The 25,290-nt window shown below is 33.4% G+C and carries 22 protein-coding genes and 2 pseudogenes; 17 read left to right on the forward strand and 7 right to left on the reverse strand.

Translation table 11 applies throughout. The features are described 5' to 3' along the window. Positions 1-18 precede the first annotated feature (18 nt). The 4 genes and pseudogenes from NSS74_RS06925 to NSS74_RS06940 all read left to right on the forward strand — a co-directional run bounded on the left by NSS74_RS06925 (position 19) and on the right by NSS74_RS06940 (position 2,853). Positions 19-818 (forward strand): annotated as a pseudogene (locus tag NSS74_RS06925) (hypothetical protein). Continuing rightward, positions 815-1,798, forward strand: a complete 984-nt coding sequence (locus tag NSS74_RS06930; protein ID WP_002142638.1) for a WXG100 family type VII secretion target — start codon at positions 815-817, stop codon at positions 1,796-1,798. Before NSS74_RS06925 ends, NSS74_RS06930 begins: the two are co-directional and overlap by 4 nt. Positions 1,799-1,804: 6 nt before the next feature. Continuing rightward, on the forward strand, positions 1,805-2,593 hold the full coding sequence (locus NSS74_RS06935; RefSeq protein ID WP_172796659.1) for a hypothetical protein: 789 nt from the start codon (positions 1,805-1,807) through the stop codon (positions 2,591-2,593). Further along, the gene (locus tag NSS74_RS06940) at positions 2,590-2,853 is read left to right on the forward strand and encodes a DUF4176 domain-containing protein (RefSeq protein WP_001088077.1); all 264 of its coding nucleotides are present in this window, start codon (positions 2,590-2,592) and stop codon (positions 2,851-2,853) included. Before NSS74_RS06935 ends, NSS74_RS06940 begins: the two co-directional genes overlap by 4 nt. A 57-nt stretch (positions 2,854-2,910) precedes the next feature. On the opposite strand, the pseudogene NSS74_RS06945 reads toward NSS74_RS06940, so the two are convergent. The 3 genes and pseudogenes from NSS74_RS06945 to NSS74_RS06955 all read right to left on the reverse strand — a co-directional run. Beyond that, positions 2,911-3,150 (reverse strand): annotated as a pseudogene (locus NSS74_RS06945) (hypothetical protein); the annotation flags it as partial. Between the two features lie 93 nt (positions 3,151-3,243). Next, complete coding sequence (locus NSS74_RS06950) at positions 3,244-3,732, reverse strand: DUF3916 domain-containing protein (RefSeq protein ID WP_002033424.1); 489 nt, start codon at positions 3,730-3,732, stop codon at positions 3,244-3,246. Positions 3,733-3,747: 15 nt separating this feature from the next. Continuing rightward, the gene (locus NSS74_RS06955) at positions 3,748-4,599 is read right to left on the reverse strand and encodes a LysR family transcriptional regulator (protein WP_002033425.1); all 852 of its coding nucleotides are present in this window, start codon (positions 4,597-4,599) and stop codon (positions 3,748-3,750) included. A gap of 112 nt (positions 4,600-4,711) precedes the next feature. On the opposite strand from NSS74_RS06955, the gene NSS74_RS06960 reads away from it, so the two are divergent. Beyond that, positions 4,712-5,938, forward strand: a complete 1,227-nt coding sequence (locus NSS74_RS06960; RefSeq protein WP_002142633.1) for an MFS transporter — start codon at positions 4,712-4,714, stop codon at positions 5,936-5,938. Positions 5,939-6,032: 94 nt separating this feature from the next. Here NSS74_RS06960 and NSS74_RS06965 read toward each other — a convergent pair whose 3' ends face one another. Then, positions 6,033-6,260, reverse strand: a complete 228-nt coding sequence (locus NSS74_RS06965; protein ID WP_002142631.1) for a hypothetical protein — start codon at positions 6,258-6,260, stop codon at positions 6,033-6,035. 261 nt (positions 6,261-6,521) lie between these two features. Between NSS74_RS06965 and NSS74_RS06970 the strand changes: the two genes are divergently transcribed. The 8 genes from NSS74_RS06970 (at position 6,522) to NSS74_RS07005 (ending at position 15,856) form a co-directional block, all read left to right on the forward strand. After that, positions 6,522-7,649, forward strand: a complete 1,128-nt coding sequence (locus NSS74_RS06970) for a serine hydrolase domain-containing protein (RefSeq protein WP_002142630.1) — start codon at positions 6,522-6,524, stop codon at positions 7,647-7,649. Between the two features lie 285 nt (positions 7,650-7,934). Beyond that, positions 7,935-9,098, forward strand: coding sequence for an agmatine deiminase family protein (locus NSS74_RS06975; protein ID WP_002142629.1), 1,164 nt, complete (start codon positions 7,935-7,937; stop codon positions 9,096-9,098). 176 nt (positions 9,099-9,274) lie between these two features. Further along, positions 9,275-9,694: a phosphate-starvation-inducible protein PsiE gene (gene psiE, locus NSS74_RS06980; protein ID WP_002142628.1), complete on the forward strand. Its 420-nt coding sequence runs from the start codon at positions 9,275-9,277 to the stop codon at positions 9,692-9,694. 178 nt (positions 9,695-9,872) lie between these two features. Beyond that, the gene (locus NSS74_RS06985) at positions 9,873-10,805 is read left to right on the forward strand and encodes a bestrophin family protein (protein WP_340813326.1); all 933 of its coding nucleotides are present in this window, start codon (positions 9,873-9,875) and stop codon (positions 10,803-10,805) included. A gap of 229 nt (positions 10,806-11,034) precedes the next feature. Then, positions 11,035-12,012 (forward strand): agmatine deiminase family protein, encoded by a 978-nt coding sequence (locus NSS74_RS06990; protein WP_002142619.1) that lies wholly within the window; start codon positions 11,035-11,037, stop codon positions 12,010-12,012. A gap of 44 nt (positions 12,013-12,056) precedes the next feature. After that, positions 12,057-12,878, forward strand: coding sequence for a MerR family transcriptional regulator (locus NSS74_RS06995; RefSeq protein ID WP_002142618.1), 822 nt, complete (start codon positions 12,057-12,059; stop codon positions 12,876-12,878). 81 nt (positions 12,879-12,959) lie between these two features. After that, positions 12,960-14,702, forward strand: coding sequence for an amidohydrolase (locus NSS74_RS07000; protein WP_340813327.1), 1,743 nt, complete (start codon positions 12,960-12,962; stop codon positions 14,700-14,702). A 107-nt stretch (positions 14,703-14,809) separates the two neighbouring features. Then, a complete protein-coding gene (locus NSS74_RS07005; protein ID WP_002142616.1) occupies positions 14,810-15,856 on the forward strand; it encodes an agmatine deiminase family protein in 1,047 nt (348 codons plus the stop codon). Positions 15,857-15,904: 48 nt separating this feature from the next. Here NSS74_RS07005 and pepF read toward each other — a convergent pair whose 3' ends face one another. Then, complete coding sequence (pepF, locus tag NSS74_RS07010) at positions 15,905-17,692, reverse strand: oligoendopeptidase F (protein ID WP_002142615.1); 1,788 nt, start codon at positions 17,690-17,692, stop codon at positions 15,905-15,907. Positions 17,693-17,810: 118 nt separating this feature from the next. Next, positions 17,811-18,602, reverse strand: a complete 792-nt coding sequence (locus tag NSS74_RS07015; protein WP_159146952.1) for an arylamine N-acetyltransferase family protein — start codon at positions 18,600-18,602, stop codon at positions 17,811-17,813. Positions 18,603-18,818: 216 nt separating this feature from the next. Between NSS74_RS07015 and amyS the strand changes: the two genes are divergently transcribed. Next, the gene (gene amyS, locus NSS74_RS07020) at positions 18,819-20,360 is read left to right on the forward strand and encodes an alpha-amylase (protein ID WP_002142613.1); all 1,542 of its coding nucleotides are present in this window, start codon (positions 18,819-18,821) and stop codon (positions 20,358-20,360) included. A gap of 92 nt (positions 20,361-20,452) precedes the next feature. Here amyS and NSS74_RS07025 read toward each other — a convergent pair whose 3' ends face one another. Beyond that, complete coding sequence (locus tag NSS74_RS07025) at positions 20,453-21,157, reverse strand: exosporium leader peptide-containing protein (protein WP_002142612.1); 705 nt, start codon at positions 21,155-21,157, stop codon at positions 20,453-20,455. 449 nt (positions 21,158-21,606) lie between these two features. Between NSS74_RS07025 and NSS74_RS07030 the strand changes: the two genes are divergently transcribed. From NSS74_RS07030 to NSS74_RS07040, 3 genes are all read left to right on the forward strand, one after another. Then, a complete protein-coding gene (locus tag NSS74_RS07030) occupies positions 21,607-22,323 on the forward strand; it encodes a hypothetical protein (RefSeq protein WP_340813329.1) in 717 nt (238 codons plus the stop codon). Between the two features lie 505 nt (positions 22,324-22,828). Then, positions 22,829-24,730: an endonuclease MutS2 gene (locus NSS74_RS07035; protein WP_002033444.1), complete on the forward strand. Its 1,902-nt coding sequence runs from the start codon at positions 22,829-22,831 to the stop codon at positions 24,728-24,730. Positions 24,731-24,736: 6 nt separating this feature from the next. After that, the gene (locus tag NSS74_RS07040) at positions 24,737-25,261 is read left to right on the forward strand and encodes a GNAT family N-acetyltransferase (RefSeq protein WP_002142610.1); all 525 of its coding nucleotides are present in this window, start codon (positions 24,737-24,739) and stop codon (positions 25,259-25,261) included. Positions 25,262-25,290: the final 29 nt, after the last annotated feature.

Consider the following 25,290-nt stretch of genomic DNA (forward strand, 5'->3'; position numbering starts at 1 on the left):
GCTAGAGAGTGGGACTATTTGACTATTGAACCTCTTATTTTATCAAATAAAGATATGTATTAACTGGTATATTTGACCATGAAACGATGATTGGAATTGAGAACCCCTTTGAAAATTGGTCAGATGAGGAAATAGACAAAGAATTAGATGTAATGTACGAGAATTGGACAAACGAAGAGCTACTCATAATAAAAGAAGATGAAACATTATGTGACAAACAACTTTTAGAATATTTTCGTATTTGTTTAACTACAGGATTTGTTATTGAAGTACAGATAAGTAAAAACAGCGCTTTAGAAAAAAACATTTTCTATTTTAGTGAGAAAAAGGTTATACAAAATGTAATAACAGATGATAACGGTGAAAAACAATGTACATTTAAAGAATGCGGGACACCAGAGGTAGCTTGGCAATTTATATATCAAGCATTACAGCCTAAAAATACTTTCTCTCGTCCAAATTATACATTTAAAATCCCTTCTTCTGCATATAAGGAAACTATTTTAAATCAATCAAACAAGCAATTAGTAGATTACTTGAAACTTTACTTAGATGATCAAGCTTCCTTAGAGTTAGCAAACATTATACATAATCGTGAAGAATTAAATACTGTTCAAGTTCATTATTATATAAAGGACTCATGGTCTACAGACTGTATTCAGTTTTTATATAGTCAAAACCAATATTGGCTAATCCAAAAAGTTTTAGATAATAAGCAAACACAAACGAATTTTATTTGCCTTGATACCTTTACAATTACTGAAGAGATAAAGAAAATGGTACTTTATCTTAAATCATTAGGCGGTAAAACAAGGTGAGCGGTGAAATTAAGGTTACTCCTGATCATTTAAGGAAACTGGCTTCTAATATAGAACAAACAGCTCATGAGCTATCTGAAACACATCAACGTATCAATCAGCAGTTATTTGATATTCCTTTCCAAGTATCTGGAAGAGATGCTGTGTTAAATCAATCCCAATACGCAGGCTCAGTGTTAGCTACTATAACGACAGTTTTAAAAGAACATAGTGATGCATTAAGAAAAGCTGCTGATCGTTTTGAGAAGGCTGATCAACAAGAAGTTTCATTTGGAGAAGAAGCAATTGATGTTAATTGGTTTGCACCGTTGGGTGGCGATATTGGTGATTGGAAAGATAACCCTACGGGATCATTATTTACTTTACTTGGTACTGTAACTGAAGGTGCAGCTGCCTACAAGTTGGCAGCTTTACATAATAAAGGTTTGCGTGTAACACCCTACACAAATAAAAAAGGAAAAGAAATGGTAAGGTTTCAAAATCGCAACGTACTAAAGGATAAAAATGGACTTAATGTGATAAGGCGTACAAAATTACCTTTAGCCGAAGTAAAGCAAATAGACGATGTAAAAAGACATGTTTTATCACCAAAAGAAATTCTTAAAGATTCATTGAAATTAAAAACAAATGTTTTAGGCTATGCAGCTGTAGGATGGGATGTAATTAATGATACAAAGGAAAATATTGAAAATAAAGCGTCAAAAACTAAGATAGCTGGTGATATTATTGGTGATGCAGCAATCGGGATTGGCTCTACTGCTACTAGTGCATGGGCTGGTGCTGCAATAGGTAAAGTAATTGGGGGACCAATTGGAACTGTAGTTGGGGCCGGAATTGGCTTTGGTATTTCTATAGGGATGAGTGTGTTAACAGATGGAATCAAATTTAACAAAGGTGATTGGAATCATGATGGCAAACAGGATTCGGTAAAAGATAGAGTTAAATCTGGAATCGGAACTGTATTAGATAAAATCTTTTAATTTTTGATGAGGTGCGTAATGGACAAATATAATGGCAACAACATAGATGATTGTATACGAATATTAATACCATTTAATATAAGGAATATTGTAGGCTTTGTATGGTTATTTATGAATTTTATGCTACTTATCATTCTATTCATATTTCCGCCGTACAATATATACTCTTACGCAGCTTTTCCATTTTATGTGATATGTAATCTATGGGGAATTTGGGTTTCTATTCATAAGCCTCGGCAGCCTCAATTGCAACATTTACTATATTCTGGATTTGTTGCTTTAAGTATTTCATTTTGTAGCTTCATAGCTGTGCAAAAGTTAGCTTACGAATTCGTAGAAATAGAGTCACCTTTATTTTTTACTCTATCGCTTATTGCATATAGTTTAATTGTTTATAAATCTGAATTATTCTGGATTAAATATTTTACAGCCCGCTTAAGGGGGACAACTGATCAAGATGTGAAAATTCCTAAAATTGTATATTTTTCGGGTTTAGGTTATATGATTGGTCAAGTTATTATTGGGATTTTGAGCCAAAAAGCTATGGCGATTGTGATAATCGTTATTTTTTCATTTATTTCAGTTGTTTTCCTAGCGCTAAGTACACATTTGTATTTTTACTTTGATTTCAAAAAACAATGTATTGCTTCAGGACATTTAAAAAAATTACATTCTCAAAAGAAGCCTAGATTGTCAAGGAAGGAAAGGAGACAATCCACGGCTGCTTCGGGACATGTAAATATACCCTATTCTCAAAAGAAACCTAAACTTACAAGAAAGGAGAAAAGACAATGAATTCGCAACTTTTTCCTATAGGTTCTATTGTAATTTTAAAAGAAGGTACAAAGAAACTCATGATTTTTGGGAGGAAACAACAAGTAGAAACGGATGAGGTAAGGAAGTTCGATTATATGGGGTGTCCTTATCCAGAAGGCTATATGAATCCAGATTTCACATATTTATTTAACCATGATGATATTCAAGAAGTTGTTTCAACAGGATATGAAGATCAAGAAGAACGTACTTTCCAAGAAAATGTATTGTCTAAAATATAATAAGAAATAATGTGAAAAAACTGTTTAAATAAGCAGTTTTTTTTACATTATTCCTTAATTCCAGTTTTGATGTTTCATTCCATGTAAACTAGTACCACCTGTGACGATAATTTGTGCACCTAAACCTTGTTGATAAGCATGTAAAGGAGTTTGCCAATTACCAGGATGGGAACCACCGAAAACGAAAATTGCATCACACTGTTGTGGTGTTGATTCTTTTAGGAAAGCGATTTCGGTTATTTCTTCAATTTGTTTTTTCGTAAGATGTGGGACTTCAGAATATTTAGGGATTACCATATGAAAACCTCCTATATAGTGAAATGTTAAATTCATCATATAGCGATGTTGTTTAGTGGAAAAAGGGAAGTTTTTCATTTGACAGTTCCCCTTTTATGATAACTCTCCTATAAACAAAAGTTCTCCTTCATCATAAAATCCATCTTCATCATGGATTATCTCTTGGAAATGCAATGTTTGGACACTGTTAGAAATTGATATTTTCCATTCATGCCCGAAGTCGGAAGCATTGGAGAGGGGAATCCATTTTTGAAATTCGTTATCTCTATTGAAAAAATTTTGAAAGTAGTCATCGTTTTTAAATATGATGATTTGTGAGTTCCATAAGCTTGCTATTTTGATCATAACAACGACTCGATATGTATTTGTATCGTTCGGTTTCATTGTCATTAATTGATTCGCTTGATTTAACAGGGTTTGAATGCACAATCGCTTTACTTTCCTAGGTGTTGTACTAGAATCGATAAAAGCTTGAGAGCCTGGTAAAGACATATGCCAGTATTCATCGTTATAGAAAGTAGACGGAAATGCTTTAGTAGAGTCTTCAATTCTTTTTATAAGAGTTTTTGTTTTTCGTTTCATTCCGCGTATTTTTTTTCACGCATTGTTGATCATCTCCATAAATTTTTGCAAGGCAGCTGAGTGGAAAATATCTTTTCGAATAATAAAAGTAGTAGGAACCTTTCTAAAGTGATTTGGTAATGTATTTAAAGATAAACCATGTTCGTAATCTGGAATAATAGATTTCAGCATAATAGCCGTACCCATACCTGATTTTACACATGCAAGTATTGCTTCAATTGTTCCGAACTCTAGTATTCTTTTAGGTGAAATCCCTTCTTCTTGAAGCCAGTTTTCTAATAGTTTTCTGTAATAACAACCTTGACTAAAAGCGAGTAAATTCAGTTCTTCTATTGTTTTAAAGGAAGATAGAGGAGTCTTGCTAATGAGAACGAGTTCTTCTTCTCGAAATGAAAGTGTATGAAGTTCAGTATGCTGAATATTTCCAGCGATAAGAGCCCCGTCTAGTTTTCGCTCTAAAACGAGCTGAGTTAATTGGTCTGTCGTATTTGTTTCTAGAATCAATTCAACTTCTGGATACTTTTCATAATAGGTCGTTAATATAGGCGGGAGACGAACGGCTGTTGTCGATTCTGTACACCCGATTTTTAACGTGCCTTTTGGCTCGGTTCCGTTACTTTGGACAGCTTGAATGGATTGATCGATTAGATGGATGATTTGTTTTGCATATGTTAATAAAATTTCTCCGTTAGAAGTTAAAGTAACGCCTTTTCCATTTCGATAAAATAAAGGCACACCTAACTCAATTTCTAGTTGTTTTATACGCATCGTTACACCTGATTGTACATAGTTTAAGTTTTTAGCAGCATGAGATATATTTCCTACTGTCGCAACTTCGTAAAAAACCGTTAAATCTTTTATGTCCATTTATTATCACCCCGAAAAAGGTATCAATTTTTTTGATGGATTCTATTATTAACACTTATTTTACATGATATCAGAACCTTCATACAATGAAAGGGATATGGGGGAGATAACGTTGATAAGTGAAGAAAAAATTGAAAAGTACAGTAGTTCTAATAAATGGAGCATGTTAACTTTGGCAACGGTAGCACAGGCAAGTGCAACACTTATAACATATGGAGTAGGGGTACTCGCTTTATTTTGGAAACAGAAATATGTACTTTCGAATATGCAGGTTGGGTTGTTAATAAGTTCGGTAAATATTGGTCCGCTGTTTTGTATGCTTTTTGCCGGAAGGTTACTTGATCGATATAACGAAAGAATATTAATTGGAGCGAGCACTGTATTACTTGGCGGGGCGCTTTTACTTGCTCATATGGCAAGGGGCTTTATTGGGCTATTATTTGTCCTTCTTTTAATAGGAACTTTTTATAGCGTATCTCAGCCAGGGGGAAGTAAAGTAATCTTGAAATGGTTTCCGAAAGAAATGCGCGGATTAGCTATGGGAATACGGCAAGCTGGTATACCTATTGGCGGGGCATTAGCAGGAGTAACGATCCCTTTGCTTACAATTAAATTTAGTTTATCTTATACGATAAATGTTATTGCAACTATATGTATAATAGGCGGGTTATTGTTTTTCATATTTTATAAGGAATCGTACGTACGAGAACACACGAGCCAAGAAAATGTAAGTATTTCTTTTTGGATGCAGTTAAAAAAGGTAATATGTAAAAAAGAGCTGTATCCAATTTTTATTACAGGTATTTGCATGATTTCTTTACAAATGATATTAGTCGGACATTTTATAAAATTTTTAGTCATTGAAAAATCGATAACACCTATTGTAGCAGGGAAAGTATTTTCAGTTATGCTAGTTGCAGGAATGATAGGCCGAATTATATTAGCTACAATAAGTGATACATATTACAAAGGGAATCGTCGTACACCGTTGTTTATATGTGCATGTATTTCTTTTTGCTTAATTTTAGTTGTTGTGATGAGTATACATACAATGAGACTTGGGGCATTATTTGTGGCAAGCGGACTGTTAGGTTTTTTTGCAATTGGTTGGTTTAGTCTTTTTATGGTCGAAGTTGCTGAGTCTGCAAGTGAGGAATCGGTAGGCGTAACAGTGAGTTTTGCGCTTACGCTTAATCAAATTGCTATTATCTTTGCGCCTGCTTTGTTTGGTTATATAGTAGATGGAAAAGGCTACACATATGCATGGATGGGGATAGCTGCATTACTAAGCGTTTCAGCAGTGAGTTTATGTAAAAGTAAACGAATATTAAAAATGTAAATCTTTTATGAAGAAAATCTAAAGAAATGTCGTGGGAGTGACATTTCTTTTTTAATATGTTGTATAATCAAGTTATAAATGAGATTCGTTTTCATTAACGCTCATTTCCTCTTTTGAAATTACCTGTAATTTTGGCCATAATAAGCTGTTTTTCTTTTTCGTTACTTGCCTGATTTATTTTGTTTAAAAATTTTTCAGCATCATTTCCTTTTAAAATCATAATCTGTTTTCCGTAATATTCAATTGAAACTATATTGTTTTTTGTTACTCGATAATGAAACATCATATCATCTAAACGATTGCGCTTATCGGTCTTTTTCAAATTAACGCCTCCATTCTTGTTAATATGTAACGAATGTTACATAAAAAATTAAAATTAAAGTTGGATGTATCCGATTGTAAGGTGGAAATTTTGTAAAAAAGAACTACAATAGAGAGTAGTTAAAATTTGAACGTTAGAAAAAGGAATCTAGTTTACTATGAGGAATAATAGAGTAGATAGATTATAAGATATTTAAAAACTAAAAGATATAGAATAGAATGGAAAAGTATAAAGTGAAACTAGATAAAAGAGGGTTCCCATATGTTTAAGAAATGGTTAATCGCTTTCTTTGTTTTTGCTATTTTTTGTGGGAGTGTCGCTGCACTCATACATGCAAATAAAGAAAAGAAATACAGTTTGAAGGCATTTTCAAATTTTGAGGATAAAGTTGGAAATGTTCAACCGAAAGTTGATGCGAATCAGCAAAAACGTTATGATATTGCAGCAACGAAACTCGATCAATATTTAAAAGATAAAGGATTTAACGGGACGGTTCTCGTAACGGATAAAAATAATGTGGTTTTACGAAAAGGCTACGGGTATGCGAATGTAAAAGATAAAGTTTTAACAACGCCAAGAACAAAATATCGCATCGGTTCCATAACGAAAACAGTAGTTGCAATATCTATATTACAGCTAAGAGAAAAAGGGAAATTGAATATTGAAGACAATGTAAATAAGTATATTCCATCGTTTCCAGCAGATAAAAACATTACGTTACGAAATTTGTTAACACATACGTCCGGGTTACCAGATCAGGGACAAGGTAGTGTTGATGCGGCATCACGTTTAAAGTTAGTAACGTGGATTGGAGCGCAAAAGTTGCAATTTCCTGCAGGGACAGGATGGAAATATACAGATTATAATTATATGGTACTTGCGTATATTGTAGAAAAGATATCGAATAAACCGCTTGCTGAATATGTGAAAGAAAACATTTTTACTCCTGTTGAAATGAATGAATCTGGTATGGGTGCAACTCTCCCTGAAGATATTTTCTTAGCAGAAGGTTACACGAAAAAAGATAATGAGTTAATAGCTACACCCCGCTTAAAAATGAACTGGCTGTATGGTTGTGGTGAAATGTATACGACCGTTGATGATATGAAAAGATTAGATGAGGCTATTATGGATGGAAAGCTGATTTCTAAACAAAGCTTATCAGATATGTTTACAGTATCACCTGCGAGAAAATATGGATTTAGCTTCTATATTTACCCAGATTATTATCATAACCACGGTGTATTAGCTGGCTGGAACACTTTTAATAATTTTAACTGGGATAAAAGAACGTTTGTAATATTATTCTCTAACGTACAAAATGGTATGAATGATACATTTAATCAAGAGTTTAGGAAATTAGCGAATGATTTAATAGAAGGAAAATAATTATTTGAAAATCGGTATTGATATAAAATTATCAATACCGATTTTTTTATTTAGTGAACAAGCATGTATGAGAGGGGATTAGTATTAGAATAAATTTATGAAGGAAGTTAAATGATATGGATGTTAAATATAGGAAGTGTATTTTGTGAATGTCATCTATTTGTATTGAAATTATGTGATTATCATGCGGAAGAATAATTGGTAATTTTTACATTGATGAAAAAGCTTGAGCTTCACACTATGTTAAGCCTTACAGTATTGTAGACATGAACAGGAGGTTGAAAAATGAAAAAAATAGTAAAGTTTTGTTTAATAGCTACATTATCTACAACGATTATTAGTGGATGTTCTTTTGAAGGGAATAATGAAAATGCCAAAGGGAAAGAGAAAGAGGATAAAAAAGTAGAGGTACAGAAAAACGCTGGAAAATATACGATGCCGGATGAAAAAGATAAACATGAAGGTACATGGCTACAATGGCCTCATGAATACACATATGGTCAAGAGTATAAACAAGAAGTTGAACCTATTTGGATTAAGATGGCAAGTGCTTTAACTGAGGGTGAAAAAGTCCACATTGTTGCATATGATGAGGAAGAGAAAGAGCGAATCAATAAGCTTTTAATAGATAAAGGGCTGAATATGGATAAAGTTGATTTCTTTATCGCTCCTACTGATGATGTGTGGGCAAGAGATAGTGGACCGATTTTTGTTTATGACAATAATAAAAATCTGAAAATATTAGATCCAGCATTTAATGGTTGGGGAAAGAAAACTCCATATAAAAATGATGCCCGTATACGTGAGAATGTTAGTAAACAATTAGGGATTGAAAGAATTGATTGGGGGAAATTTGTCCTTGAAGGTGGCGCAATTGAATTAGACAGCAATGGGACTGCTTTATTAACTCGAAGCGCAGTAACGAATAAAAATAGAAATCCTGATTTATCAGAAGCGGAAATTGAAAAATATATAAGTGACCTTGGGGTGACAAACTTTATTTGGTTAGATGGAGTGCCTAATTTAGATATTACTGATTTTCATATTGATGGATTTGCTAAATTCCATGATAAATCTACAATCGTAACGATGGCAGAAGATGACTTGGCTGAATGGGGCTTGTCAAACAAAGATATGGATAAATTGTTAGATGCAAAAAATGCTTCAGGACAGAAATATAAGTACGAATACTTACCGCTTAGTAAAGATAAAGTTACTTTAGAAGGTGGAAAAACTCTAGATTATAAGGGGTCGTATATCAATTATTATGTTGGGAATACAGTTATATTGGTGCCTAACTATAATGATCCAAATGACAAAATCGCAAACGATACGATTCAGAAATTATACCCGGATCGTAAAGTAGTGGGAATTGATGTGAGAGAGCTTTATAAAAATGGCGGAATGATCCATTGTGTGACACAGCAACAACCGATTCAATTGAAGTAATCGATTATAGTTTCGTTATGTTGCTTTATAGACAAAATAGGTGAAATGCTAACTTTACTTATTTTGTCTTGTTTTAACATCTGTAATAAGATTGGAATGTATAATTTTAATGTAATGATAATTAAATAAAAATATATTGTCATTATTGTTTTATATGGAAAAGGAGAAAAATGTTTGTGTTGAAGAATTCAAAAAGAGTATTTTCATTTTTCCCTATCGTTCTACAGTACATTATAAATGTAGCTTTGATCTGTTTGGGAATTGTTTTAAGTGTGTTTCTTATGAAAGAAGTCATTCAATTTATACAAGAACTGAAATTGAGTGGTGAGGAATCTAGTTATCATTTAATTGATAGCATTGTCGTATTCTTTTTATATTTTGAATTCATCGTAATGATTATAAAGTATTTTCAAATGAACTTTCATTTTCCATTACGGTATTTTATATATATAGGTATTACGGCTATTGTTCGTCTAATTATTATAGACCATGATAGTCCAATGGATTCATTGGTATATGCTTGCGCGATTCTTGTATTAATTAGTGCTTTATTCATTGCAAATTCTAAAATAATGCGTCGTGATTTAGAAGAGTGAACGTTTGTTGTTTAAATCAAAAAAGATGTTTTATCTTTTGGTAAAAAGGAGTAACAGTATTGAAAGAAATAATCTTAACCAGTTTTATAATAATAGGGTTTATGATTCTGCTATTTAATTGTATACTTTCATAATTTAAAAGAATAAAAGGTTAATAAGGAAAGAGGTTTTTGTAAGTATGGTTCATTACAATAATCAAAATAGTTTACATCAAATATTTACATTAAAAGGAACGGTTGTAAGAGATATTTTCCCGCAAATTTTATTATATATATGTATTTCAACGATAGTAACTGTGATTAATTATTATTATGTAGAAATAAAAATTAATCAAACTCCTTGGGTAATTGTTGGAGGAGCTTTAGGTCTACTGTTAGTTTTTCGTACTAACACTGCCTATGATAGGTATTGGGAAGGTAGAAAGTTATTTGGAACGGTTGGTGCTTGTACTAGAAATTTGGCAGTTAGTTTTTTATGTTATTGGGAGTCTGAAGGGAAAAAGACGGATCAGGAAAAATTAAAATTTTTACATTTGTTAATTGCTTTTCCAAAGATAGCGAAAGGACATTTGAGAGACGAAAAAGATTTATCCGAAATAAAAGCATTGTTTGATATTTGTTCTGAGAAGGAAAAAGAAATGTTGGCTGAGTCTATTCATTTACCGATTAGTATAGTTTTTATGTTAAAAACTATACTATCAAAAGGTTTGAAAACGGGTCAAATTCACCCAAATGCAATAATTAATATGGAAGCTGATTTGAATACTCTGCTTACGGCTGTGGGTGGATGTGATCGGATCAAAACAACGCCTATTCCTTTTGCATATTTTGCTCATATTAAAATTTTACTGCTCATATTTTGCGGGACTTTATCGATTGGTCTTGTTGATAGTCTTGGATGGTTTACAGTACTTGCAACTACGTTTATAAGTTTTGCATTTATAGGGATTGAAGCAATAGGAGTTGAAATTGAGGATCCATTTGGTCAAGATCCAAACGATCTTCCGCTAGAAGGGATTTGCATTGGGGTAGAAACGCATTTAGTGAATTTATATAATCAAAACGCTCTATTAGAAATAATGGATTTGAATCTTGATAAAAAAGTCATCTAATCCTTCATTGTGTACGACGATCAAAATTTAAAAATCTTGTCAAGAGTCAGTTTACGGCTTAACGACGTCTTTATATTTTTTATATAAATATATAATATTTCTCCGTGCTATAATCCATTCATGAAATGTGCACGTTTCAAAAATTGTAATGAAAAGAGAAATGAATTGGGGAATAGTTGGCTTATTGAAAACAGTTATTCAATCATTATTAAAAAGCGAGGTAAGTAATATGGAACAAAAACATAGTGGCATTATTTTTACTGCAATACCAGATGAATCGAATGAATATTATCGACCATTTTATGAAGACATTATTTATTTTAATGAATACTTAAATGCAAATAAAGCATTTACCGATCAACTTATATCTTTATCTGTTGAAGAGCAAGACTTTCATACAAACTTTTTTGAGTATGATGATATTTGGCTAAGAGATGTTGCACCAGTTGTAACAAATCATCTAGTCAAATTCAAATATCAACCGAATTATTTACCGAAAGATCAAGGACGATATTTAGATCAACAATTTAATAAATGGTTGAAAAAAAACGACTTTGAATTTGTGACATCTCCATTGATATTAGACGGTGGAAATCTTATTTGGAATAAAAAAGATACCGTTATATTAACGGAACGCATATTTGATGATAATTATGATTGGACGGAAGAAGAAATTATAGAGCAACTGGAATGGGATTTAGATGTGAGTCGGGTTATTATTATTCCTGCTGAAGAGGGAGATGTACTTGCACACGCAGACGGGATGGTTAAATTTATTGATGAACATACAATGTTTATTAGTGATTTTTTAGGGGATCATGAATTTAGATATAAGGTTCAAGAGATTATTCAAGAGCAAATGCCAGAGGCTGAATTTATAGTTGTTCCTTCGTCATATACAGAGAAGGGGCAATACGATGAAGAGATAGCGTCAGCAAAAGGTTTATATATAAATATGTTAGAAACATGTGATACGCTTTACGTTCCTAAGTTTGGATTAGCTAAAGATGAGGAAGTTTTACGATATATTCAACAGCATACTGAGAAACAAGTTATTCAAAGTCATGTAGGAGAAATATCGACAATGGGAGGCGCGATGAATTGTTTAACGTGGTATTGTCCTAGTCATTTGTTACCTCCAAAAATGAAAAGGCTGAACGATCAGAATGAAGGTTCTTCAATCAGAAAAATATTTGATTGGTTTTAATAAATAAGCTTATATATAAGAAAATGTATTCAAGGGGTATTTATATGTATACAATTACTGAATTTTCACGGATTTGTAAAATGAGTACACGAATGTTAAGGCATTATGATAAAGAGGAAATATTGAAACCAGCATATGTGAACCCAGAAAATGGGTATAGATATTATGAGCAAGGGCAGTTAGAAATAGCGTTGAAAATTAAAAAGCTAAGAGAGTACAAGTTCCCTTTACCGAAAATTAAAATAATTCTTCAATCATCAGATCAAGATTCATTTATTAAACATATGCAATCGCAAATTATAGAGTTGTCTCATGAGGTGAAACAAAATTTACAGGTTATTTCAGAAATGAATGAAATGGTAAATATGAATCATGGTTTAAATATTGCTCGCCATAGAAGTTACGATATATTAATTGGAATGAGAAATGAAATGACGGTAATTGCTCAAAGACTGCAAATAAATATAGATGATATGGATGATTATTTTTATGACTTATATGAAAAAGTACAAAAGCATAACTTACAAATGGTTGGTTCGCCCTCTACGGTCTTTTATGATGAAGAGTATATTCCAAATAAAAGTGATGTTGAATTAAGGATTCCGGTCATGCATGGGAACAATAAAGATGTAGTACAAGAATATGAAATAAAAAAATTAAATCCACATCAAATCGTTACTACTATGCATTATGGAAGTTATGACTATATAGGCTACGCTTATATTGCGTTAGAAAAATGGATTGAAAGAAATGGTTATGTAATAGATGGTTCACCATATGAGGTCTACATAAAGGGACCTGAATGTGATTGTTTAGTAGAGGAGTATGTGACACAAATTTGTTTTTTAGTTATGAAAATAGACTGAGAATAAGGATTGACATTAACATTATGTCAATCCTTATTCTATTTATGTAAGTAATTCATCATAATAAAAAGGAGAAAGAATATGAAAAGAACAATCACGATTATTTGTCTGATTCTAAGCATGACATGGGTTTCAGCGTGTACTCCTGGAGTAGGAGAAGGTGAGAATGGTAGCTTCGTTCTACCTAATCGGTTGCCAAAAAATGTAGTGTTTAAAAATGGTACAATCTATACTTCAAATGACAAGCAAGACATTGTAGAGGCTGTAGCCGTTAAAGAAGGGGAAATTACATTTGTTGGTTCAAACAAAGATGTAGAAGGATTTATAAATGAAGATACGAAAGTGGTGGATTTACAAGGACGTTTTATTCTCCCTGGTTTTGTGGACAATCATAATCATATATTTGAGGCGAAATCACCAGCAGCAGGGAATTGTAGTGTCTCACCAGATGCTGCGCTGCAAGAACAACGATCGTATTTAAAAGCTTGTAAAAAAGATATAAAGACAGGGGAATGGATAAGTGGAACAGGGTTCAGTTTGGAAGAGCTGTTAAAAGATATGGATGAAAAATCAGAACATCAAACCCCATTACAAGTTCTTGATGAGCTATTTCCTAATAACCCGGTATTAATTATGGAAAGAACCTCTCATTCTGTATGGGTTAACTCAAAGGCATTGGAATCAGCAGGAATAAATAAAGAGACGAAAGATCCGCAAGGCGGAAGAATCATCCGGGATCCAGAGACAGGAGAACCTTTTGGAATTCTGTATGATACAGCTGGGGATATCGTGATGGAAAAAGCATGGAATTCTCAGCCTAATCTCTTTGAAAAAAATTATGAAGGTTTGTTAGACGGTTTAGATGAGGTTGCGAAGAATGGAATTACTACAGTCGGCGATGGACGTCTCTATTGGAAACGAGGCTGGTTAGGTGTTTGGAATAAAGTAAATGATGAGAAAAAGTTAACATCGCGAGTAGTACTTCGTCCGTGGGTATATCCGAACTTAAATGAAGCAGAACAAATGGAGTATTTCAAAAAAATTAAGCGTGATGATGTATCATCTCGAATGCTTATTAATCAAGTGAAAATGTATAGTGATGGAATTAGCATTAACAGCACAGCTAAAATACTAGAAAAATATAAATTTGAGTGGTTTAAGGGAACACCGTACGGTTTGAACTATATTCCAGAAGAAAAAATGAAGTGGTGGTTGAGTGAACTCAATAAAATTGGTTACGGTGCACTCATCCACACAATTGGAGATGGCGGAGTAAGAGAAAGTTTAAATGCAATTGAAGCAGCGAAAAAAGAAGGGGCGAATCAACCTTATACGCTTACACATGTGGAAATGGTAGAAGATAGTGATATAAATCGTTTTGCTAAGTTAGGTATTAGCGCTGATTTTCAAGTAGGTCATGATTTTGCAGAAGATCCTAAACAAAGCTGGGCAAGTGCGTATTTTACAAATCAACAGATGAAACGAATTATGCCGTTAGGGCGAATTTGGAAAACAGGAGCAAATGTATCGCTTAGTAGTGATTGGGATGTAAATGAACTAAATCCACTTGTGACAATTTCGAATGCATTAAGTATTGAAGAGAAAGGCTTATCTGATATATATGCAGCTATTGATGCTTATACGATTAAGCCCGCCAAAGCATTAGGCCTTGATAATGTTACTGGTTCAATTGAAGTAGGTAAATCAGCCGATATGGTATTACTAAATGAAGATATCACTAAAATGAGTGTCGATAAGATTCCGAATGCGAAAGTTTTAGTGACGGTTTTACAAGGAGAAGTAGTGTATCACAAAGAGAAATAAAGAGACACCTTATAAAGTAGTTACAAGTAAATGAATATATTCTTGTTGACCTTAACACGATGTCAAAGTTTAGACTGAACTTACATTCGAAGAAGGGGTGAACATGTATGAGAAATATGGAAAATAGTTTGTTTTATATGCCAGCTGAGTGGGAAAAGCATGAGGGGACATGGCTCCAATGGCCTCATGATAAAGCTCATAGAGGTGAAGGTTACAAAGCTAAGCTAGATGATATTTGGGTAACGATGGCAAAGGAGCTTCATTACGGTGAAAATGTGCATATTGTTGTATATGATGAGGAAGAAAAAGTACATGTCCAATCGAAGTTAATGGAAGCGAAAGTGGATATGGATAAAATTGATTTCTTAGTTCAAGAGACGGATGACGTGTGGATAAGAGATAATGGACCGATCTTTGTAAAAGATACGGAAGGCAATCTCTGCTTAACGCACTGGATTTTTAATGGTTGGGGAGATAAATATCCGTATGAAAATGATGCTGTTATTCCGGAAAAAATAAGTGAAATGTATAGCATTCCAAAAGTTAAATCTAGTGTTTGTATAGAAGGTGGAGGAATAGAGATAAATGGAAATGGCACCTTAATGGCGGCAAAAACTTCTATTATAAATGAAAATCGAAATCCTACACTAAGTCAGGAAGAGATTGAAATAGAGTTAACGAAGCATTTGGGGGTCACGAATTTTATATGGATAACGGGCATTCGCGGTGAGGATAATTATGATGAAGATACGGATTACCATATTGATGGGGCAGCACGTTTTGTAAATGAAAATACAATTCTTTATGAATATGATCCTTTTGGGGAGAGTGAATCCTACCTTTTGGAGGCGCAGGAAAAGCATTATCAAGAATTGCGACAAGCGAGAAATATAGATGGAAATCCATTTCAGCTCATCCCAGTACCTGTAACAAGAAAAGTGGTAAAAGAGGCAGACTGTAAGGGCTCGTATTTGAACTTTTATATTGGAAATGAAGTTGTATTAGTTCCTATATATGGTGATGAACATGACAAGTTAGGGCTTCAAATCATTGAAGGGCAGTTTCCAGGAAGAAGAATTGTCGGTGTTTATGTAAATGAACTGTATGCGTATGGTGGTATGATTCATTGTGTGACGCAGCAACATTTAGTATAAAGTAACCGAAATGAAAAAAGCATGCAGAGTATATACTCTGCATGCTTTTTATAATGCTGAAAACTCTTCAACAAGTTGGGTGAATCGATTTAATGCACTTTCAATCGGTTCTGGTGTAGTTAAATCAACGCCAGCTTTTTTCAGTAGGTTTAATGGATAGTCAGAACTTCCGCCTTTAAGGAATTCAATATAGTTTTTCTGAGCATTTGGATCACCGCTTAATAATTTATCGGCGATTTGGATGGCAGAAGCGAATCCAGTTGCGTATTTGTATACGTAAAATGGACGGTAGAAATGAGGGATTCTAGACCAGCCATATTTTACTTCCTCGTCAAATACGAGGGAGTCGCCATTATATTCTCTAAATAAGTTTTCGTAAATTTCACTAAAGACTTTGGCATTTAATGGTTTACCTTGTTCGGCCATTTCATGTGTGATTTTTTCAAATTCTGCAAACATGATTTGTGTAAAGAAAGTACCTTTAAAGCTATCGATAAAGTAGTTAATTAAATGATTACGTACGTTCGTTTCTTTTGCTTCTTTTAATAAATAATGAATTAATAACACTTCATTTACTGTAGAAGCGACTTCTGCAACAAAGATAGTATAGTGTGCAGAAATTCTTGGTTGGTATCCGTGTGAGTAATGCGTATGCATACCGTGCCCGCACTCATGAGTAAGGGTGAAAAGGCTATTTAAATCATCATGATGATTTAAAAGAATGAAAGGATGAACACCGTATACACCAAAATTATAAGCACCAGAACGTTTTCCTGGTGTTTCTCTCACGTCTATATAGCGTTTATCTTTAAAGTTTTTTAATGTTTCGATATATTCTTTACCTAAAGGAGCTAGTGACGCGATCATTATATCAAACGCTTCGTCGTATGGAATGTCTTGTTTTACACCTTTTACTAAATCAACACTCAAGTCGTATTGTCGTAGTTCATCTACATTTAATTTTTCTTTTCTAAGTTCATTATACGTATGTAATGATTGAATGTTTTTTTTCGTTGTCTCAATTAAATTTTCATATACTTCTTTCGGAACCATGTCGCCAAATAATGATTTTTCTAAAGCTGATGGATATTTTCGTAGCTTTGAGACAGTAACATTGTTTTTAATAGCTGCGGACAAAGTAGAAGCGATAGAATTCTTTAATTGAACGTATGGTTTGTAATAAGCTTTATAGGCTTCTTCACGTTTCTCACGATTCTCATCTTCTATTAGCTTTGAATACATTCCGCGTGTTAAGTTTACTTTTTCTCCATCATCAGTAGTCACTTCACCAAAAATTATATCTGCATTATTTAACATGCCAAATGTATGCTGCGGGGAGGAGAGTGCTTCACCCATTTGTGATAAAATCTCTTCTTGGTCTTTATTCAAAACGTGTTTTTTATAACGGTATAGCTCAAATAAGTCTTCTTTATAATAGTGTAAGCCTTCTGTTTCTTCTATGTAAGAATGTAATGTATTTTCATCTACACTAAGTAAGAATGGGGAAAAGAAAGATTTAGCCGCACTTACTTTCACGTGTAATTGTGATACTTTATCGACAAGGGATTGAGCGTCAGTATCGCGTGTGTCAAGATCGGATTGTAATCGTGCATAAGCAAACATTAAAGATATTATGCTAGATATTTCTTCACTCTTTGTTAAATAAGCTAATAAACTATTGCCATCGTGAATATTTCCATTAAACTTGTGTAATTCATTCGTTAATACTTCAATTTTATGAAAATCGCTTTCCCAATCTTCAATTGTATGGTAAATATCCGTTAAATCCCATTTTTCTTTATCAGCTACTTGTAGTCGATCTTTAAGTTCTGTCATAATCATTTCCTTTCTAAATATGTAGTTATATTCCTATATAACTATGAAATACAACAAATTGCAAAAAATCCCTGCTGGAAAATAAAAAGCCTTGCCGAGAATGGCGAGGCTTTAAAAGTTATAATGTAATGCCGAACGTTGAATGAAGGAGGTTTGTATATTGCTCTTTTGTAATTGTTTCTTTTGTTTTATTTCTATTTTTCGTTACTGTAAGGCTATCTTTTGTTAATGATGCGTGCCCGTCATGAGTAAGTTTTACAACAAGAGGTACTTTGTTAAATGGTGAACCTTCATGTTCAACAATAATTTTTTGTGCTGCATTTGCTTTCGTTTCATCCACTTTTTCCAAGTAAAATGCATAACCTACTGTCCAATCATCAGTAGAAGATTGATCTAGAAACTCATTGCTTTTACGCATTTCTAAAATATAATTACCTTTTTCAGTCGTTTCTTTACGAATACGATAGTCGCCTGTTACAGAATGAACGATCTCACCTGAGAAAGGAACAGGGGAAAGGGGTAAATATGATCCGAAACCTACTTCAATTAAGTAAAGTTCATTATGATGTTGTAAAACAGTTGCGATATGCCCTGAATCTACAGCCCATATAGAATTTGTAGCGTTATAAACTGTTCCTGAAACGAGATGGACATCGAATTTAGAGTCTTTAAGGAAGTAATACATAGCCGGATTGAGTTCATAACAAAGGCCGCCACGGTTGTTTATTAAAATTTTTTCTTTTAGATTTTCTTTTGATATTTCTTTAAAGTTGTTTTCGAGAATATTTAAGTTTTCAAAAGGGACAGATTGTGACATTGCGTACATAATGTTAGGTAAATCTTCAAATGAAACTTTGTGTTTTTCTTCTATATTTAATCTTGCGAAAAATTGTTTTTGAAAGTCGGTCATAGAAATCCCTCCGTTATGCTTTTATAGATAAATTGTAAACAATTTTGAATCCGATGTGAATTTTAAACTATGTGGGGTACTTGTGGAATAGTTGAATTCATATTTTGAAAAATAATGTTAGAGATTAAAAGATTGTTACTTTACTAACTGTAGAACGAATATTATAATAATTTTAACGAATTATGCAAACGTTTTCTTAAAGGGGATGGTGTAAATATGTTGAAAAGGATTACGGTAGTCTGTTTATTGTTTATTTTGCTTTTTCCTAATATATATGAGGGAAACAAGGCAGAAGCAGCAACAGTGAACAATGGAACATTAATGCAGTATTTTGAGTGGTACGCTCCGAATGATGGGAATCATTGGAATCGTTTGCGTTCTGATGCTGAAAATTTAGCTCATAAAGGAATTACATCTGTATGGATACCACCTGCATATAAAGGGACTTCACAAAATGATGTAGGGTATGGAGCGTATGATTTATATGATTTGGGGGAATTCAATCAAAAAGGAACGGTGCGGACGAAATATGGGACAAAAGCACAGTTGAAATCTGCAATTGACGCTTTACATAAGCAAAACATCGACGTATACGGTGATGTAGTTATGAATCATAAAGGTGGAGCAGATTATACTGAAACTGTAACAGCTGTTGAGGTAGACCGTAACAATCGAAATATTGAAGTATCAGGTGATTATCAAATTAGTGCATGGACGGGGTTTAATTTTCCAGGGCGCGGAGATGCTTATTCTAATTTCAAATGGAAATGGTATCATTTTGACGGAACGGATTGGGATGAAGGAAGGAAATTAAATCGAATTTATAAATTTTGGGGTGTAGGTAAAGCGTGGGACTCGGAAGTGTCTAGCGAGAATGGGAATTATGATTATTTGATGTATGCAGATCTTGATTTTGATCATCCTGATGTTGCGAATGAGATGAAAAATTGGGGAACTTGGTATGCGAATGAATTAAATTTAGATGGCTTTCGTTTGGACGCTGTTAAACATATTGATCATGAATATTTACGCGATTGGGTAAATCATGCCAGACAGCAAACGGGGAAAGAAATGTTTACAGTAGCTGAATATTGGCAAAATGATGTTCAGGCTTTAAACAATTATTTAGCGAAAGTCAATTATAATCAATCTGTGTTTGATGCACCGCTTCATTACAATTTTCATTATGCTTCAACAGGAAATGGGAATTATGATATGAGAAATATTTTAAATGGAACAGTAATGAAAAATCACCCTGCACTCGCAGTTACTCTCGTTGAGAATCATGATTCACAGCCTGGACAGTCATTGGAATCTGTAGTAAGCTCGTGGTTTAAACCGTTGGCATATGCATTTATTTTAACTCGTGCAGAGGGCTATCCTTCAGTTTTCTATGGTGATTACTATGGAACAAACGGAAATAGTAGTTATGAAATTCCAGCGTTAAAAGATAAAATTGATCCAATTTTGACGGCACGAAAAAACTTTGCATATGGTACGCAGCGTGATTATTTAGACCATCCAGATGTGATTGGCTGGACAAGAGAAGGTGATGGTGTACATGCTAATTCTGGTTTAGCGACATTACTCTCAGACGGACCAGGAGGATCAAAGTGGATGGATGTTGGAAAGAATAACGCTGGGGAAGTATGGTACGATATTACGGGTAATCAAACAAATACTGTAACAATTAATAAAGATGGATGGGGGCAGTTCCATGTAAATGGAGGCTCGGTTTCCATATATGTTCAGCAGTAAATTGGTGATGAAAAGAAGAGGTAGACTGAAATATAAGTTTCCTCTTCTTTTTACATTGTTATCATTCCTAAATCTTTATTTTAATAAATGAACTAGTCGACTTTTGAAACAACAAGAGATGCATTGGAATAAATAATGTCACCCGTGGCTTCTCTTATTCGTACTCGAAGGACATCTCCTTGGTTTAAAGGTAATAGATCAGTTCTAGCGGATGTAGTTCTTACCCCAGAACCACCACCAACTCGTGTTTCAATGGCGAATTGAATGGAATCATTTATTGTAAGGTTTAATATACTAGACGAAATAGCTTGTATCACAAATACAATTGAAAAAGATACAGAGTACACACCAGTGGTATCAATTGTAATGGAGTTGTCTACTGGGGTTAGAGTAGTTCCACTAACAGGTCCTGGAATTGTCAAATTAACATTTGTATTAACTACTGCTGAAAAACCGATACCTACTTCAGAAGTTATTGTTCCAAATACCGGGAGAATTCCTAAACCGGTCGCTCCAGTGGGACCGGTTATTCCAATTCCAGTAGCGCCGGTAGGACCAGTTATTCCGATTCCAGTAATTCCTGTAACACCAGTAGGACCAGTTATTCCAATTCCAGTAGGTCCTATAATCCCAGTGGGACCAGTTATTCCAATTCCAGTAAAACCTGTCGCACCGGTAGGTCCTGTGATTCCAGTAGGTCCGGTTGGGAATGTAAATGGTGGAATTGGTGGGAGTGTGGGGCCAATTAAATTTGGTTCAAGAGCAGGTCCATGTAAAATAATATTTTCTTTGCTCATATAGTAACCTCCTATGATTGCTTGTCATAATTATTAAATGTATTAGGGAAAGTAAATGACATTCGCAATAGCGGAGGCGCTTATTTAATTATTCTACAACGAAATTAAAGTTGCTACTTTAAAATTGGATACGATAAAAACCGTACTGTGATTGCTATAGAACTAAGTATTAGTATGTTTTTAACGTGATTTTAATAGATGTTATATTTGCTTTACGATAAAATGATTATAGTGTAAAAATACACTATAAGTGTAAAGTGATAACAAATGGGTGTTTTTACACTTGTGGTTATTAGTTTTTTCTAAAGCAAGATGATGAGTTTTTATTATTCAAGTCAGCGAAGACAATTTGATGTAGCGGTTATTAGAGGAAGTTCTTTATATAAATCGTAATTTAAAATTTTTAAGGGTATTTCTGTATAGGAAGTAGTAGCAAAAGGAGAGGCGATATGAAAAAAACAAAAATGAAATATAGCATAGTTTTTAGTTTATTACTATTAACATCATGTGATATATCGGATGAAGAAATTGAACAAAAAGCACAAAATTATACAAAAGCGGAATATGGTATGTCTGTTAAATTAAACGGAGTTGAAACACTGGATAACGGAAAGGATTTCCTTGGTCCAAAGGGGCGGATAGCTTCTGTGCAGCAAGTCGATGAACCGCATTTGCAATTTCAACTTTATTTTGATGGACAAATCTCTCCAGAAGTAAATAATGACAATTATAAAATGAAAAAGAAAACATATGATTTACAAAAGAAATTTAATACATACTATGGAGAAAAAGAGAATAACACTATACTTACTTTTGATCAAATGCAGACTGGGGATAATGTTTCCGATAAGAATGCTGAGAAAGAAATAGCGAAGAAAAATTTACAGCAGTATTATACGGTAGTTTTTAGAAGTAATACTGTTTTAGATGTAAATAATCCTGTACATATGGAAACATTAGCGGAGGTTGCAAGAAGTATTCAGGAATTTAATAAAACGATTGAAAATAGTAAAAGTAGTGTAGAAGATATAACGATTCAGCTGCCAAATACTAATAAAGATGTATTTCAAAATATTGCTGTAGATTATATAGTAACGGCTGAAGATGCGAAAAAGACCCTTGAGAAAAAGGTTGATTATATGAAAGTTTTACAGTCTACAAAGTGAAAAAAGCATTATCCGAAAAAATTGTCCTTCCTCAGGTGTGAAGGGCAAAAGTCTGACATCTTTACTTATTACAAAACATATAGTATGATGATTTCAATAAATTAGATTTCAATGAACATAAAATATAAATTAATGAGAGGTGCTTTTTGTGAGTGCGGTAGGTACTAAATAGGAAAAATTTAATGAAATAAATCGGATAAGACCAGGGGATTTTTATGTATATCATACCCCTAATTTTGTCATGCATTTATTTCGAAACCTATGAAGATACCTACAATACTTTATAAAGCGTGTAATAAGGGGATTGCCATTTGTTTTTATGGCTTATTTTCTCATATGTTATTACACATGCCTTGTAAATGTAAAAGCTGCGGTATCCCCGCAGCTTTTTTGTATATGTTTTTAATGTATAAAAATGATAATTGAATAATGTAGAACTCATTGGAATCTAATGAGTAGGTATCTTCATTGATGATAAAAACCAATCATAGTGAGGAGAAACAAAATGAATACGATGACTTTTGAAAAGTTACAATATAACGAATTAAAGGATATAGTGAAATCTTATTGTGTAAGTGGATTAGGTAAAGAACTATTAAATAAATTAGAGCCGAGTACGAGTATAAAAGTAGTGAGGAATCGCTTGAATGAAACGACAGAAGCACGAGCTATAGTAGATGCAGAAGGGCATGTGCCTTTCTTCGGAATTTCTAATATCGCTAGTACAATTCAAAAATTAGAAAAAGGGATGATTTTAGATCCAGCAGAGTTAGTAAGTGTTTCAGACTTTTTACGTGGCTGTAGAAAGATTAAAAATTTTATGTTAGATAAAGAATTTTTTGCGCCAGTATTAGCTTCTTATGCGAATTCAATGACTGAATATAAAAGTATTGAAGAGGAAATTAACTTTTCAATTAAAGGAAATAGCATTGATGCAGCTGCGAGTAAAGAGTTAAAACGAATTCGAAATAACATTGATTCTGTAGACGGAAAAATAAAAGAACGTTTAACGAAGTTTTTAAATAGTAGTGCAAATAAGAAATATATTCAGGAATTCTTTATTAGTAAGAAGGACGATAGGTATACGATTCCAATTAAATCTTCTTATAAAAATCAAGTTGCGGGAAGTATAGTTGAAGCTTCCGCTAAAGGTTCAACTGTATTTATAGAACCGCATACGGTTACAAAGTTAAATACGGAACTCGCAAGTTGGAAAGCAGAAGAAGCGATGGAAGAGTATCAAATTTTAGCGACTTTATCAGGAATGGTATTAGAAAATATTTATCATATAAAAATTAATATGGAACTAATTAGCCAATATGATATGGTATTTGCGAAAGCGAAGTTTAGTAAATCAATCGATGGAATAGAGCCGAAATTAAACGATCATGGCTACATTCATTTAATGAATTGTAAGCATCCGCTTTTAAGTGGAAAAGTAGTACCATTAAACTTTGAAATCGGTCAAGAATACCGTAGTTTAATTATTACTGGGCCGAATGCAGGCGGGAAAACAATTGTGCTAAAAACAATTGGATTGTTAACATTAGCGACAATGTCAGGCCTTCACATCGCTGGAGATAAAGAAACGGAAATTGCTATTTTCGAAAATGTATTTGTAGACATTGGTGATAACCAAAGTATCGAAAATGCACTAAGTACATTTTCATCTCATATGAAAAATCTTTCTGAAATTATGAGGATGTCAAATAATAATACGTTACTGTTATTTGACGAAATAGGAAGCGGTACAGAACCGAATGAAGGTGCGGCGCTTGCGATATCTATTTTAGAAGAATTTTATCTTGCGGGATGTATTACAATTGCGAGTACGCATTACGGTGAAATTAAACGCTTTTCAGAAATGCACGATGATTTTATGAACGCAGCAATGCAATTTAATAGTGAAACACTAGAGCCACTTTATAAATTAGTGATCGGTAAATCAGGTGAAAGTAATGCGCTTTGGATTGCGAATAAAATGAATGTGAGAGAACATGTACTGCAAAGAGCGAAAGAGTATATGGGAAATAAAGAATACGCTATAGAAAAAGTGAATGAAAGTAAGATTAGAAAACCGAAAATGGTGCAAGAAAAAAGAGAAAATGACTATGAATATAAAATCGGCGACCGTGTGAATTTGTTAGATCATAACGATTTCGGGATTGTATATAAGGAAAAAGATAATTTCTATAATGTCGTTGTATATTATAACGGTGAATTCGTTGAAGTGAATGTGAAACGTATTACTTTAGAGGTAGCGGCGAAAGAATTATACCCAGAAGGATATGATTTAAATACACTATTTGTTGATTATAAAGAAAGAAAAATGCAACACGATATTGAGCGCGGATCGAAAAAAGCGCTTCGTAAAATTGAAAAAGAAATAAGAAAGAATAGAGGATAATATAGAATGGTAACGATTAGACAAGAACAAAAAAATGATTATAGAAAGACAGAAGAAGTTGTAAAAGAGGCATTTTTAAATGAAGAATTTAGTGATAAAAAGGAACATGAACTTGTAAAACGTATTAGAGAATGTGACGCGTTTATTCCTGAATTATCAATCGTTGCAGTAGATGAGGAAATAGTCGGGCATATTATGTTATCGAAAATTACAATAGAACAAGATGGGACTACTGTAGATTCATTAGCACTTGCACCAGTTTCAGTAGCACCAAGCCATCAGAAGAAAGGAATTGGTGGAAAGCTTATTGGAGCTGCGTTAGAAAAAGCGAAAGAACTTGGATACGGGTCAGTTGTAGTATTAGGACATCCAGAGTACTATCCGAAATTCGGATTTAAAAAAGCAAGTGAGTGGAATATAAAAGCACCATTTGAAGTGCCTGAAGAAGTGTTTATGGTAATGGAATTAACAGAAAATGCTCTTGAAGGTGTAGAAGGGGTTGTACAGTATTCGAGTGCTTTTGCTGAGTAGGAGAATCGATTAAGAAATGTAATCATAAA

This window comes from Bacillus sp. FSL E2-8868 (assembly GCF_038005505.1).
GTDB lineage: Bacteria > Bacillota > Bacilli > Bacillales > Bacillaceae_G > Bacillus_A > Bacillus_A mycoides.